The following is a 15,349-nucleotide window of genomic DNA, read 5'->3' as shown; positions in this document are numbered from 1 at the left end:
TATTTACTTGTCAAAAAAGCATGTAGCGACTTTTTTTCGTCTCACATGCTTTTTTCTTTTTGCTCATTTCCATTACTTGCTTTGCTTCCGGCACAATTCTTTGCTGGATTACAAATAAAATAGTACTATTCAAATTAGAAAAGGAGTTGTTTTTATGAAATTTGTAGTCATTGGTGGCGTTGCTGGCGGTCCTTCCTTTGCAACTCGCTTACGCCGATTAAATGAAGAACATGAAATTGTGATTTATGAACGAGGTGAACACATTTCCTATGCTAGTTGTGCACTTCCTTATTATCTCGGACAAGTAATTGATGATCGTGATTCATTGATCGAGCGGACACCTGAAATTTTAAAAGTTAAAAACAATATTGATGTCTTTACAAAACACGAAGTCACAAAGATTGACCCAGATAAAAAAGAGTTGACCATCCATGACTTAACAACTGGCCAAGTCAGCCAAACAAATTATGATTATCTAATTATTTCTGCGGGGGCTCGTCCTACTTTACCGTCAATCCCTGGTGCAGACCAAGCCGAAAATGGTTTTGTTTTGCGTAGTGTGACTGACGCCGACAAAATCCAATCCTTCATTCAAAACAATGCTCCGAAAAATGTTTTAGTTTTAGGTGCTGGAGTCATGGGATTGGAACTAGCTGAAAACTTTAAGCATCGCGGTATGGAAGTGACTTTAGTCGACCAGCTAGATCAAGTTGCTTTTCCTTACGATCATGAGATTGCCGATTTAGTCTATGATAAACTAATTGAACAAGGCTTAACGGTTCATTTAAATACGCACATCAATGAAATTCGACAACAAGGAAGCGAAGTCGACTTATCAGATGGAGATCTTCTGCATCCCGACATGATTTTATTTGCCACTGGTGTAGCACCAAATAATGAAATCATTCAGTCTGCTGGTATTTCAATGAATGAGCATGGCCAAATTATCGTTGATAATCAATTAAAAACAAATCTTCCTGATATCTTTGCCATTGGTGATATTATCGAAACAACTAGTGTTATTACGCATCAGCCAACACCAAGCATGTTGTCAAGTGCGGCAAATCGGCAAGGCCATCTACTAGCAGATATCGTAAATGGTGCGCCATTTACGTATCGTGGATATATTGGTGCAGGTGTAGCAAAAATTTTTAACTATACTGCAAGTTATGTTGGTCTTACTGAACACCAATTAAAAGACGCAGGTATCACTAACTATAAAACAATTTTCATTACACCTTTTGATCATGCTAATTTTTATCCAGGTGCTACTCGACTAAATCTCAAACTGATTTTTGAAGAAGAAACTGGTAAAATTTTGGGTGGGCAGGCAGTTGGTGAACATGGTGTCGATAAACGAATTGGGGAATTATCTGTTGCCATTACAGGAAACTTAACTGTCTTTGATTTACCAGATCTTGAGTTGCCCTACTCTCCACCTTATTCAACTACTAGAGATCCATTGAATATCGCTGGTTACGTTGCAATCAATCAACTGAATAATACAGTGGAAACAATCAAAGCAAGTGAATTAACCCAAGAAGAATTAAAAAATGGTTTCTTCTTAGATATCCGCGAAACAGATAAGCCAAAATCTGGTAGTATCGAAGCAACCAAAAATATTCCGATGAACGAATTGCGTGATCGAATTGATGAAATTCCTAAAGATCGACAAGTCTTTCTTACTTTTAGAAAAGGGTTGAATACGTATACTTCTGCTCGAATTTTGGCAGGTTTTGGTATTAAGGCAATGATGATTGAGGAATAAGGTTGTGGCGCTAAGCGTTCAGCTCCGACATGATAGCAAGCAGTCACTTAAAATAGCTCTTCATATTTTGAAGTGACTGTAAGCTATATGGAGGAGTTGCTTTGGGAACACCGCGGATAAAGCTTGTGATACAAAACACCTAACTGCCACCAACTAGACAACATTGCAACAAATGAATGATAAAAGAAGCATCGTGCTTGGTTACAGTGCACGATGCTTCTTACTTCGGATGAGATAAAAATAAATGATATTCTTTTTGCTCTAAAATTGGAACAACTCATCTTGTAAGGAAACTTTTTGTTTTTCTTTCAAAATTTTCCCCTTAGTCATTCCCGGAAAAACAACCATAAGTGTAGCCTCTTTTTGTGCTTTTTCTAATTGTGGAAGATCGATAATAGCCAACAATGTTCCAGCCTTTACTTTCTGGTCTTTGGTTACTTGAATTGAAAAAGGTTTACCTTTTAATTCCACAGTATCTATTCCCATATGGATCAATAATTTCTCACCTGTTTTACATGCAATCGTGAGTGCATGAAGCGTTGGAAAAATACTCTCCACGCGTCCTTCAACCGGTGCGTAAACCTTACCATCATGTTGTTTTATGGCATAGCCTTCACCCATCATTTTTGAAGAGAAAACTTCATCATCAACCTCTTCTAATGGGATAACATAGCCGTTCGCAACAGACTTCAACATCTTCTTCGTTTTAAAAAAAAGCATTCTTTCATCTCCTAAACTAATTCTGGCCAGTATTCTTTGTTCGCTTCAATCATTTCATCCAAAACTTTTTTCGCAACTCTGGCATTAGGAACTGTTTGATTTAGTGTAAATGCCTGTAATGCTTTTTGATATGAACCTTCAAAATAAGCGTCAACTAATAGTTTTTCTGCTGCTACTTGTGCTTCCATCATACCTTTATGAAAATCACAAATTGGTTCTCTCAAGGAAATGGGTTCCACACCTGTTGCTCCGACATAAGCAGGAACTTCTACCACGGCGTCCGGGCGTAAATTAGGAATAGCACCTTGATTCGGAACAATCAACATAAAACGTCGGCGCTCATCGTTTAGTAAAGAGGTTGCCATGTCAACGATATATTGACCATGTTCACCAAAGTTAAAGTTTAAAACATCTTTGGTCACACCATTCCGAATTTTTTTCGCCATTTCTTTGGTATTTTTTTCTCGCCCTTCCATCACCATATTAGCACGAGTATAGTTTTTGTCAGAATGCTCAATAACCATATCCGGATATAAATAATACTCTAAATAATTATTCGGAATATTTTGTGGAAAGTTCTTTGTAATTACAGACATCATACTAAATGCTTCTTGCCATGTTTGATCTCCAGCATTAAAGTCTGCAACCTGCATTTCCTGACCGTTCAGCTTTTTGATGATTTCAGGCATAACATCACGCTTCAATTTCTTGTCATAAATAGCTGTGTACCAACCAAAATGGTTTAATCCATAATATGTCGGAATCCAGTTTTTACGATCATACCCATAGTTGATCGCAATTGTTTCTTCAATTGAGATTGTCATATCACAAGCATTAATCATTTTCGCTTTTGGATAGCGTCGACGAACAGCCTCCGAAACAATTGATTCAGGATTCGTATAATTCAAAATCCATGCTTCAGGTGCATATTTCTGTACATATCCTACGATTTCCAAGAGCCCGCTCATTGAACGCATCCCGTAAGCAAAGCCACCCAAACCACAAGTTTCTTGACCAACCAAACCATGACTCAAAGGAATTTTTTCATCTTTTTCACGCATTTTCAGACCACCAACTCGAATTTGCGAGAAAATGAAGTCGCAACCAGTAAAAGCTACTTCTGGATCTTCTGTTGATGAGATTACGACATCTGAAAAACCTTCTTTCTCCAACATATACTGAATAATCAAGTACATGTCCTCATTTCTTTGTGCATCAATGTCATACAACCGAATTTCTGAGAGTGGTAAGCGTTCTGAATTATTTAATACTGCTTGAATGATTCCTGGTGTATAAGTGCTACCTCCACCAGCAATTGTAATAATTTGTTTTTTTGTCATATTTTTCTTCCTTTCTATTGCTCTAATAATTTATTGAATTCCGCCATTACATACGTAACCTCTAGCCCAATAATGACTTGATAATTTTTTTCTGTTGGTTTTATCAAACCACTGATGCCCAACTGTTTGATACGTTGTTCATCAACGATTTCTGGTTTTTCCACTTCAACTCTTAAACGTGTGTTGCAACTAAACGCATCAGAAATATTTTCGGAACCACCAAAAGCTTGCAACATTTTTTTTGCCATGTATTCATAATTTTTACTTGCTAAAACCAACTCATTTTCCTCAGTTACTGCCTCAGCGCCATATTCCGTTGCCACTTCTCTTCCTAAAGTTGGAATGTCCCGTTTCTTGATTAAATAATAAAAAGTAAAATAGTATAATCCAAAAAATACGAGGCCAACTGGAAGAATCAAAATCGCATTCGTCGCAATCTTAAAATTGATTAGATAGTCTACGATACAAGCACCAAATGTAAAACCAATCCTAATATTCAACAAGTAGCAAACCATTCCAGCCAAACCAGCAAATACCGCATGAACAACGTATAGCATTGGTGAAATAAACATAAAACTAAATTCTACTGGTTCTGTGATATTCGAGATAAAAGAAGTAGCTGCTCCACTCCCCATGATCCCTTTCACCATCTTTTTATTTTCTTTAAACGCAGCTCGATAAATAGCTAAACAAATCGCTGGTACCCCAAACATCATAACCACAAAAAATCCAGATAAAAACAAGCCTGCTTGTGGGTCACCATTGATAAAACGGGTCATTTCTCCTCGAAAAACCTCGCCATTGGGCGCAGTATAACTACCTAGATCATAATAGACATACGTATTAAGCACGTGGTGCAGTCCAAAAGGAATCAGTAGCCGATTCAAGAACATGAAAATTCCAACACCCAAAGCACCCATGTTAACTAATAATCGTGCAAAACTGTCGATTCCCGCTTGTGCAAATGGCCATAAAATGCCAAAAATAACTGCAGTGATCGTCTGAAAAATCATAACCATCGTCAATGGAAATTTTTCACCAGCAAAATAAGAAAACACCATTGGTAAGCGTTGCTCTTTAAACCGGTTATACGTCCAAGCCGCAACCAAACCAGAAATAATCCCTCCAAATATCCCCATGTTGACTGCCGGATTCATGATTTCCAATCCTTTTTTCAACGTTGCAATTGCCAAGAAACCTGTAAGTGCTGGAATCCCTTTGTCTTTCGTCTTCGCAAATCCAATCGTTACCCCAATTGCGAATAGAATATCCAAATTTCCAAACACAGCATTTCCGGCAGCCCCAATCACTGGGATATTTAACATATCATCAGCTGAGAGACGCATGATTAATCCAGCTAACGGCATTGCAGCTACCGGTAACAGCATTGCTCTACCAAGTTTTTGTACGCTTTCTTTAAAATTTTGCAACTTTTTCTCCCCCTTATCTATAATTCTTTGTACGTGATTTGTTCAATCAATTCATCTTCTTTCACTTGTTTCGCAAAAGCTGAGTGAATTAAAAATTCAACTTGATTGACTCGTGGATAAATAAAACTTGATCCATTTAACAGCAACTGGTCAATATAAGCTGTGTGACACATGATTTCAACAGTTTTTTCTTCACGTAAAATTTCTAGTAGTCCTTCTAAATACTCTTCCACTGAACAATTAATCTGACGTTTTTCTACAATCATTTCTCCAACATCATCAAAATGTGGTTCAAAATAATCAACGTGCCGAACTTCTGCTCTTTTTTCAAAGTTTCCACGAACAGGTAACCCATATTTTTTTGCTAATGCCACAACAACTTCCTGATTCATTCCAAAAGTATGCGTATGATGATGACTATCTAAATGAGTCGGAATGATTCCAGCGTGATAAACCTTTTGAATTTGTGCATTCCATTCCTCATATAACTGGTCACCATCTATTTCAAAAGGCCGTTGATAAAAAGCTAATTTTTTGAAGTTTGCTCCATCCATCAAACTATCTACATTTTTCAAAAGTGGTTCTCCACATGTCAACGTTAAATGAACGCCAACCCCTAAATCTGGTAATTCTTTTTTCAACTTTACTGCGTGATCAAATCCTGGCATATTTGCCATTAAAGTTGTTGAAGTTAGAATCCCTTGCTGATGAGCATCAACAATTCCATAATTTACGCCATTGCTATAACCAAAATCATCTGAATTAATTATTACTTTTCCCATTTCTTCCTTCCTTTCTTTTTCACTAAAAATAGACGCAACCTCATGACCACAAAAAATTTTGTGTTTCAAAAGGTTACGCCTACCTGATAGTTACGCCCTAATTATTGAATTCTTGCTAAATGGATTGCGAGATAAGTCACTTCATTTTCTTGAACGTTTAAATGAAACTTTTCTTCAATCATTTTTTTGATTGCAAAAGCGACTCGATATGGCTCGCTTTCCTTAAAAGCATTACTAAAAAAACCAATATTTTTACTTGAAGAATCTTCTTGATAAACTAACCGTTTTGCCAAAAATTTGATATGGATCATCATCCGGGAATAGATCAAGGAGTCTGTATCAAAGCGATAGCCATAAATTTCTTCCAATGCCAAGCTGATTTCTTTGGTCATTTCCAATATTTTCAAGCTATTAAAACTATTGGGCTCACCCAATTCCGCATTGATAATATGCATTGTAATAAACCCAACTTCATTAGCACCTAATTGTGTCCCATACCGTTGATTGATAAGAGCAACGACTTCTTTTGCTGTTTCATATTCATCAGGATAAAGCAACTTCATCTCAGGCAACATAATAGCTGTTACTTGACTATCTTCCTTTTGTCTTTGGATTGCAAAATAAATATGATCTGTCAACGCGATATAAATATTTGAATCCAGCTGAGATGAGATATTTTTTGAAATAAATTGAATCACCTCTTCAGAAAACTCAATAAATTCGATTGGAATCTGAGCAGCCATTTCCGTAAACATCTTCGTTTTTTCTTTAGAATCTAAAGTAAAAAATTTATCTGCAACAGTCGGATCAAATAGTTCATTGACAGAAGTAGAAAAACCTATTCCTTTTCCCATCGCAACTTTCTCTATTCCTTCATCATCAATTAGCACCACATTATGATTGATTTTTTTTACAACTTTCATTGCTGCACGGATCCTCTCTAAAGAATAATTTTATGTGATCTACTATTAAAACAACAAAAAACGACCTAAGAAAAGTACTTTTCCTAGGTCGTGCCTAATTTAATAGTTGCACCCTCTTTATTTATACGCCCAATATAGCAAATAAAGAAAACGCTGTCAATGTTTTTTTAACCACTCTCATTATGAAACCAGTTTTCTAGCAAAATAGCAAAAAAACGACCGCGGTGGGTAGCCGCGGCCTTAGGAGTTATTTTTACTTGAGGAGTAAAAATGAAAAAGTATAGGGTTGTTTGTTGGTATGTATTTATAATAGAACTTAATTGTGAAGAAATTATGATTGAAACCTTGTCTTTTTTTTGGATTTGTTTAAGAAAAAGTAAACATCCTCCCTATGCAAAAAAATAGCTAACTCAACAGATCAAGTAGCATTGCAAAAACAGCGCTCCTAAGAAATAAAAAAGATACAGTCTCTCTAGCTACCGTATTAAATCAATTGTTTGCCATTTACTATCACTCACCTCTACATGCTTTGATAGGTTTCTCATTTTATATGTACGCTGTCTAATTGAATGATATTTATTTTTACATCAAGAGTATCACGATTTTAATGAAATTAATGAGTGTCAACATCAGCTATTTATTAACAAGAAAAAACTTGAACTGAGCGCCACAAAAAAGGCTCGTTAGTCATTCACTAACCAGCCTCTAAGCCTTTACAAACTGCTAGAAAATTTCTACAACGTAAAAATTCAAAGCACACTTCACAAAAAATAATGATGTTATGCTAAATAATCAAGAATAATTGATTGGTAGTTATCAATCATCGCTAAATAATTATCAATTTCAACATACTCATTCACTTGATGTGGCAAGGTTGGTACTCCTGGCCCAAATACAACAAAATCAAATGGCTGTCTTGCTTTGGTAAACTCAGCTGCATCAGTTGTTCCGGCAGCACCAAATAATGGTAATGGCTCTTCAAACTGTTTTTGAATACTATGGATCAAAGAAGACTTGGGATTCGCTTTTACCGGAATTTTATTGAAATCAATTGTTAATTTAAGTTGATATTCATTCCCTTGGTTCAAGACATCGACAATCTTTTGCAACGTTTCAATGACTTTATCATTTGAAAATTCTGGAATCGAACGAATATTTCCTTGTAGCTGTGCATAACTAGGGATGCTGTTAACCTGATTCCCTCCGTTAATAATTGTTACGTTATGAATCGTCCGACCTAAAACAGGATTTTCAACTATTTCTGCAATGCACTTCATCTCTGCATTAACTTTTGTCATGAATTCATTCAAGTGATCAATTGCATTATATCCTTCTTGTGGCATAGAACTATGTGCTTCTTTACCGTAAGATGCGACAGTATAATTGATTGAACCCATATGAGTATACAGCAAATTGTAATTGGTTGGTTCACCAATAATCAATCCATTCAAGTCGTCGACATAGCCTGCTTTGGTTAATTGTTCACTACCTAGTTCCCCTACTTCTTCACCCACCGTAGCTAATAATTTGATTTTTCCATTAAATGGTTTTCCAGTTTCCTTTAACTCGATCATCGCAAGAACCATTGCTGCAAGTCCACTCTTCATATCTGTTGCTCCACGACCGTATAACCGATTTCCTTCAATTTTTGCTTCAAAGGGTGGATAAGTCCAAACAGCTTCATCACCTACAGAAACAACATCCATATGCCCTGATAAACCTAGAACTTTTCCTGCATTGCCACTTTGGTAAGTAGCAACTAAATTATCTCGTCCTTTAGCATAAGAAACTATCTCGCTTTTCATTCCATGCTCAGCCAAAAGTTTTTTCAAATAGGATGCTACCTCAGCTTCATTGCCATTCACTGATTTAATACGAATAAGGTCTTGCAAAATGGAAATTTTTTCTTCTTTTTTCATCTGACTCTCTCCCATCCCATTTTCTTTTATCCACATTGTATCACAATTCATTTTTTAAACTTCCATTGCAAATGCTTCGAAAAATTTATGTTAGAACCCATTTTTATTGTGGAAAAAAAAGAAAAAAGCGCCTAAAAAGACGCTTTTGGTAGAACATCTAATGTCCAAATTTTTATTATTTTTTGACAGCACTACTGAAAAGTAAAATAAAATTTATTATAAGCCAGCCAATGATAAAAACATCTACTAGATGCATGTTATTGAAATGAAAAACTAACCAATAGATTGCTAATAAAAAATTCACAAGGCTAACTAAAATAGTTGTTTTGCTATTTATTTTCTTCAGAACTAGCACCTCCACTCAAGTATTAACTTCATCCATCTGTTAAAAACTGTTCTAGTTTGTTTTTATTGATACTTAAATTTATTGTACAGTATTTTTGATTCTTTTTATTAACATAAAATTTTAGTTCAAGAATAATAATGTAGTTTTTTTACATTAAAATCTATTAACGCAACTAACTATACACAACATTATTAATGTTTTTATCCTAAAGAAATCGAGTTCATAATTAAGCACACTTAGTCCAAATTAAAAAGTAATGATTAAAAGTATAAACCTCTCCATCGTCGCTGTTCAACTACATACACTCGTCTCAAAGAACATCAAATACTCCCACGCGAACTTCTTCATGTTTATTATTCGGAGAAAACCAAATATCGTTCCATTCCACCATAATACATTCAAAATCTGTTCTTATTTCATAATCTTCTCTTGAATTATAATAAATATCTAAAACAATATAAACATCATCTCCAACTATCCTTTTAAACATATCAATTTTTTCGTTTGTCACGTTCGATACAAATTTAGGATTGCTTGCAGATTCAGCAAGCTCACCCATTAATTCAGGTAAATTCTCTTTAGCTGTTTTATACGTGAAAACTACTTTAATCTTTTTTTCTCTACCTCGTTAAATTTAGTGTTCCTAATTCTAACACCTATCTGGTTATTTATATCGACGGTTTACTTTATAGACTCGACTATCTTTCCCAACATATCAATATTTTTCTATGGTAGAAAATTGATAAACCCAAACTGGTAATAGACTAACCTTTTTCGCCGTATGTTTACCTACATTTCATCGCTACTGTGACAACAAATTCACGAGGTTTCAAAAAATTTTATGGTATGTTCTATATTTTTAGCTTCCTTATCTCCATACAAGATTTGCTCTATTTCACCATTTTTTATAAAAATAACCGCAGGAATACTTTCAACACCTAATTTATTATAATATTTTCTGAAATCATCAACATCGTTTTTATTGCCAGTAGTATCTAGGTAATTAATTTCTAATTTTTCTTTTTCCAAATAAGAAATCAACTTAGGTTTGTATAGTATACAATCTGGACAATTTTCTCTGCCAACGTAAATAATACTATTTCCCTTACTATTGATGATAGAGTCTATATCTTGAACTGTAGTTGTCTTTAGAGGTTCTTGTTGAAGTCTTGATAATTGAGCCGAGCCTAACACAAGTGTCCCCATTGCTAACAATGATATTACCAAATAAAGGGCTTTTTTATTTTTTTTAGCATAAACTATTCCAAAAATTATGAAAGTTAAACAAGTATATAAAAGTAATATTTGCCAAAAAAAGATTTGTGTGAAATGTATTTCTAATGAATTTTCAGAGCCGTTTGCGACTCCCGCTATGGTTAACATGTTCAATGGTACCTGAAAACTTGTTCCGTTTAAAAAACTATTTACTCCATTTGGAATTATCAAAGCAACTAGAATTAAAAATGTTGCAAAAAATGAAATACCACTATATTTAAAGATGTCAAGAATTGTTTTTTTCATAGTCGTTCTTTCTCCCATTTAGTATTAAATATATGATTTGTTATGATAAAGCCACTAACAATAAAAATTGTTAATAACGTAATTTGGACAATATTAGAATAGCTATTAAAGCGATTGATTAAATATGTAATCGGAAATAAGCCAAGCACGCAAACCATTATAAGGCTAATTTGCGATAATGGATTTTCTTTACTATTTATTTATCAAAAAAATTCTCCTTACCCTTTTAAAAAAATAACAAACACCAATAAACTACTCTTTGAATGGTCGCACTAAAAAACAAACATATTTTTATCACCTCATTGTTTTGTTCTTCACATGTGCTATTCTATTATAGTAACTAAGAAAAAAGAATTTAAATTATGGTCAAAATTTTCACATCATAAAAAATAAAATAACGGAGAGTCTATGGAAATTCATGAGCTACTAAGAAAACTTCGGGTAGAAAGAGGAATTTATCAAAAAGAGCTATCAGAAGGAATAACGACTAGAGAAACGTTTGTAAAATATGAAAATGGCAAAACAAAGATTCCATTTTTTGTTTTAATTGAATTATTGGAAAGAATGAATCTAAGCTTAGATGAATTTGTTTTTTATTTAGACAAAGATAGCGTAAGAGAAAAGAATTGGCGTTTAAAGAAATTAATAAAGAAAATCAGAGAAGATAAACCAAATTCCCAACGTACGTTACGAACACTTCGAGAAAAAGTTAGAAAGACAAACAATATTGTAGATATCAGAAATTACTTAGTTGTTAAGACGATTGATTGGTATCAACTAGCAGATAGTGAAAGAAAACTAAATAATTCTGACAAAAAATATTTAGCCGAGTTAAAAAAATATTTGGAAGTTGTTGATGAGTGGGGCCGATTTGAAATGGCAACCTTTACTACGCTTTTATTTATTTTTGAAACAAATTACATAAACGGTAGATTATCAGGCGTTGAAAAAAAAATAGAAAAACATAAGGATTATGAGATTTTTCATTCCATATTGATTGGTATGTATAACAATGCCTTTTTATTAATGCTCGAACGTAAAGAAACTACTTTAGCAAAAAAATATTTAGAGAAGATGACTGACGTTCGTCACAAACTTCTATTTTTTGGCGATACAGAAGTTTACTGTAATTTTTATAAATTACTTTTTAAACATTTAACGGAAGAATCTGGACGAGTAAATGAGTTAATAGAGTATTTTGAAGGATTAAAAATGATAGGTTCTCATAGCCTATCTAAACGCTTCAAAGTTGACTTAAGGAAATTTGAACTTATTTACAATACTACACCAATAATTTTTGTGGATTAATCATTGAAAGTGAATAGTAAAATAGGATCGATTACTGTGAATTTAAACAGTTACGCTAGTTACTAAGTACGTATAAAAGCTTTGAAACAACAAAAATGAATTAAAAGAAGATAATGAATGTCCGAGTGGAAATAAATTCTGTTAAAATCAACAAAACTAATGAGCTGAAAGGTACTAAAATATACTGCATTTTGAGTTGAACTAAGCAATTGGATGCCAGAGAAGAACTAAAGCTAAAAATTTAGAGACTTTAGTTCTGTTTATTAAGTCTGTATTTCTGTCTTAAGGTTCCCCGCCAACTGATACATAAAAAAGCTGTAACGATATTTGCTACAATCTTTTCAGAGAGAATCAATTCAACTTTGATTATTGTTTTTTTATTTATCGAACTATCCCCTACATCATAGCCTTTTTAGCCACTTTTCTCTGGTAGAAAACTGTGATAGAAAAAATAAAATAACACAAAAAAGCGCCTAAAAAGACGCTTTTGGTAGAAAATTGGAAAACTGAGCTTTTAAAAGCACGTAAACAAAGGCTTTTGAGCCTTGAGTTTTCGCCAGTTTTACTGAGTTTTGTCATCATTTGCGATACATCTTGAATTCCAAAAATAAATCATTGTAGATACCCAAATATTTCGGACCAAGATTTTCATAGACTTCTAGATGAGCAATCGTTTCATCTGATGGATAGAATTGTTCATCCCCGGAAATTTCTTTTGGTAATAATTTTTCTGCTGCAGCATTCGGTGTTGAATAGCCAATATATTCTGCATTTTGTGCTGCATTTTCTGGTTTAAGCATAAAATTGATAAAATCGTACGCGCCTTCCGTATTCTTTGCGGTCTTTGGCATCACAATGTTATCAAACCATAAGTTTGAACCTTCTGTGGGAATAACATAATGCAAATGGTCGTTTTCTGACATCATGTCGGCTGCTTCTCCTGAGAAAGTTACAGCAACGGATGCTTCTTCATTAATCATGTACATTTTGATTTCATCCGCTACGATTGCTTTGACATTTGGGGTTAGCTGATTTAATTTGTCTGCAGCTTCTTGTAACTCTGAAAGATTTTTACTATTCAAGGAATAACCCAAACTATTTAAAGAAAGTCCCATCACTTCTCTGGCACCATCAATCAACATCAAGCTATCTTTCACTTCTGGTCGCCATAAATCGTCCCAATGTTGCATTTGTCCTGCATTTAAAAACTTATCATTGTAAACAATCCCCAAAGTTCCCCAAAAATAAGGAACCGAGTATTTATTTCCTTCATCAAAAGCCAAATTTAAAAATCGTGGATTGAGATTGTTCAACCCTGTGATTTTGGAGTGATCCAGTGGCAACAGTAATTCTTCCTTAATCATTTTTTGAATCATGTATTCACTTGGAATCGCGATATCGTAATTCGTTCCACCTTGTTGGATTTTCGTAAACATCGCTTCATTTGAGTCAAATGTTTCGTAGTTGACTTTATAACCATATTCTTTTTCAAATTTAGTCAACAAACTAGGATCGATATAGTCGCCCCAGTTGTAAATCGTTAAAATTTTGGCATTGGTCATGCCACTTGATTTTTCCAATTGATGAACGCCGAATAACAAAACAACAATAATCATCACGATACCAAAAAATAAGGATTGCAAGTTTTTCATTGTAGTTTTGCCACCTCCTCACGTACTCGACGATTTTTTTTACCTCGTTTGGGACTATTTTCTTTACTAATAAAATAATAGCCAATCACTAGAATCATCGAGAACAAGAAAACGAGCGCACTCAACGCATTGATTTCTAAGCTAATTCCTTGGCGTGCACGAGAATAAATCTCTACTGATAAGGTAGTAAACCCATTCCCTGTAACAAAGAAGGTCACAGCAAAATCATCTAATGAATAGGTAAACGCCATGAAATACCCCGCAATGATTCCCGGAGAAAGAAAAGGTAAAATGATATTTTTTACTACCTGAAAATTATTTGCGCCTAAATCGCGTGCGGCATCAACCATCGAATCGTTCATTTCTTGTAACTTTGGTAGCACCATCAGTACCACAATCGGAATACTAAACGCAATATGCGAAAGTAACACGCTTTGGAATCCTAAACCAAAGCCCAGTAAAGTGAAAAAAATCAAAAAACTGGCACCAATAATTACATCTGGTGAAACCAATAAAATATTATTCATACTCAACAAAGCTGTGCGTGAACTTCTTTTTTTCGTGTAATAGATCCCCATTGCACCAAACGTCCCGATAATCGTAGCTAACAATGCAGATAAAAAGGCAAGCATGAATGTATTTAATACAATAATAATCAAACGCGTGTCTTCAAAAACTGCTTGGTAATTTTCCCAAGTAAAGCCAGTAAAACTTGTCATAGAGCCGCCATCATTAAAGGAGTAGAAAATCAAATAAAAGATTGGCAAATACAACAATAAAAAAACAATGGCTAGATAAACATATGACCACTTGAATTTTTTCATCAAGATCGCCCTCCTTTTTTCTTCTCACCGGTTAAAAGCATGACCACGAACATCGCAATAATCAAAATAACACCGATCGTCGAACCCATTCCCCAATTTTGGGTGACCAAAAAGTGTTGCTCAATTGCTGTCCCCAAAGTGATCACACGGTTTCCTCCAATCAGTCGCGTTAACATGAATAAAGAAAGTGAAGGAATAAAGACTGCTTGGACCCCACTTTTCACACCATTTAAAGATAAAGGAAAAATCACGCGACGAAATGTTTCTAGATTATTTGCACCTAAATCACGGCTCGCACTAATTAACGATGGATTCAACTCTTCTAGCGCGTTAAAAATTGGCATGATCATAAAGGGAATCTCAATATAAGTCGCAACAAATAAGAAACTCACATCGGTAAATAAAATTTGTTTCGTGCCAATACCAATGAAGTCAAAAAACTGATTGATACTTCCATTGATGCTAAAAATACCAATAAATGCATAAGCTTTCAGCAGTAAGTTGACCCACGTTGGCAAAATAATCAGCATCAGCCACAATTGTTTATGTTTCAATTTGGTCAAAAAATAAGCTGTTGGATAACTAATTAGTAACGCAAAAACTGTAATCAAAAACGCATACCAGACAGAGTTAAAGGTCATCCAAAGATACGTTCCTGAGGTAAAGTACGTAGCGTAGTTGGCTAAGGTGAAGTGCCCATTCATGTCAAAAAACGATTGATAAATAATCATGATAACTGGCGCAATTACAAATAATCCTAGCCACAACATATAAGGGACTGAATAAATTCTCCGCATTGTTTTCATTACACAGCCC

13 protein-coding genes are annotated in these 15,349 nt (G+C 34.5%); 2 read left to right on the top strand and 11 right to left on the bottom strand.

Features of this window, described 5'->3' with window-relative positions; genetic code table 11:
* The first annotated feature begins 154 nt into the window (after positions 1-154).
* The gene (locus IGJ66_RS02715) at positions 155-1,768 is read left to right on the top strand and encodes an FAD-dependent oxidoreductase (protein WP_430616796.1); all 1,614 of its coding nucleotides are present in this window, start codon (positions 155-157) and stop codon (positions 1,766-1,768) included.
* Between the two features lie 261 nt (positions 1,769-2,029).
* Here the strand turns inward: IGJ66_RS02715 and IGJ66_RS02710 are convergent, their stop codons facing one another.
* The 8 genes from IGJ66_RS02710 to IGJ66_RS02675 form a co-directional block, all read right to left on the bottom strand.
* Positions 2,030-2,488, bottom strand: coding sequence for a PTS sugar transporter subunit IIA (locus IGJ66_RS02710; RefSeq protein ID WP_067481570.1), 459 nt, complete (start codon positions 2,486-2,488; stop codon positions 2,030-2,032).
* An 11-nt stretch (positions 2,489-2,499) separates the two neighbouring features.
* Positions 2,500-3,828, bottom strand: coding sequence for a maltose-6'-phosphate glucosidase (locus IGJ66_RS02705; RefSeq protein ID WP_071868641.1), 1,329 nt, complete (start codon positions 3,826-3,828; stop codon positions 2,500-2,502).
* Positions 3,829-3,842: 14 nt separating this feature from the next.
* Positions 3,843-5,216, bottom strand: a complete 1,374-nt coding sequence (locus tag IGJ66_RS02700) for a PTS transporter subunit EIIC (RefSeq protein ID WP_430617014.1) — start codon at positions 5,214-5,216, stop codon at positions 3,843-3,845.
* 59 nt (positions 5,217-5,275) lie between these two features.
* Positions 5,276-6,040, bottom strand: coding sequence for a carbohydrate deacetylase (locus tag IGJ66_RS02695; protein WP_071868640.1), 765 nt, complete (start codon positions 6,038-6,040; stop codon positions 5,276-5,278).
* Between the two features lie 101 nt (positions 6,041-6,141).
* Positions 6,142-6,963: a PRD domain-containing protein gene (locus IGJ66_RS02690; RefSeq protein WP_067481562.1), complete on the bottom strand. Its 822-nt coding sequence runs from the start codon at positions 6,961-6,963 to the stop codon at positions 6,142-6,144.
* Between the two features lie 779 nt (positions 6,964-7,742).
* On the bottom strand, positions 7,743-8,882 hold the full coding sequence (locus IGJ66_RS02685) for an ArgE/DapE family deacylase (protein ID WP_430616795.1): 1,140 nt from the start codon (positions 8,880-8,882) through the stop codon (positions 7,743-7,745).
* A 656-nt stretch (positions 8,883-9,538) separates the two neighbouring features.
* Complete coding sequence (locus tag IGJ66_RS02680) at positions 9,539-9,787, bottom strand: hypothetical protein (protein WP_071868638.1); 249 nt, start codon at positions 9,785-9,787, stop codon at positions 9,539-9,541.
* Between the two features lie 260 nt (positions 9,788-10,047).
* On the bottom strand, positions 10,048-10,749 hold the full coding sequence (locus IGJ66_RS02675) for a thioredoxin family protein (RefSeq protein WP_071868637.1): 702 nt from the start codon (positions 10,747-10,749) through the stop codon (positions 10,048-10,050).
* A gap of 408 nt (positions 10,750-11,157) precedes the next feature.
* Between IGJ66_RS02675 and IGJ66_RS02670 the strand changes: the two genes are divergently transcribed.
* On the top strand, positions 11,158-12,057 hold the full coding sequence (locus tag IGJ66_RS02670; RefSeq protein WP_071868636.1) for a helix-turn-helix domain-containing protein: 900 nt from the start codon (positions 11,158-11,160) through the stop codon (positions 12,055-12,057).
* Between the two features lie 578 nt (positions 12,058-12,635).
* Here IGJ66_RS02670 and IGJ66_RS02665 read toward each other — a convergent pair.
* The 3 genes from IGJ66_RS02665 to IGJ66_RS02655 are packed head-to-tail and all read right to left on the bottom strand — an operon-like array spanning position 12,636 to position 15,339.
* Positions 12,636-13,709: an ABC transporter substrate-binding protein gene (locus IGJ66_RS02665; RefSeq protein WP_430616794.1), complete on the bottom strand. Its 1,074-nt coding sequence runs from the start codon at positions 13,707-13,709 to the stop codon at positions 12,636-12,638.
* Positions 13,706-14,533: an ABC transporter permease gene (locus IGJ66_RS02660; RefSeq protein ID WP_067481553.1), complete on the bottom strand. Its 828-nt coding sequence runs from the start codon at positions 14,531-14,533 to the stop codon at positions 13,706-13,708. Before IGJ66_RS02660 ends, IGJ66_RS02665 begins: the two co-directional genes overlap by 4 nt.
* Positions 14,533-15,339, bottom strand: coding sequence for an ABC transporter permease (locus IGJ66_RS02655; protein WP_067481552.1), 807 nt, complete (start codon positions 15,337-15,339; stop codon positions 14,533-14,535). The genes IGJ66_RS02660 and IGJ66_RS02655 overlap by 1 nt, the downstream gene beginning before the upstream one ends.
* Between the last annotated feature and the right edge of the window lie 10 nt (positions 15,340-15,349).

Source organism: Enterococcus sp. DIV0176 (assembly GCF_050528535.1).
Taxonomy (GTDB): Bacteria; Bacillota; Bacilli; order Lactobacillales; family Enterococcaceae; genus Enterococcus_B; species Enterococcus_B thailandicus.
This window is presented reverse-complemented; position numbering and strand designations above follow the sequence as displayed.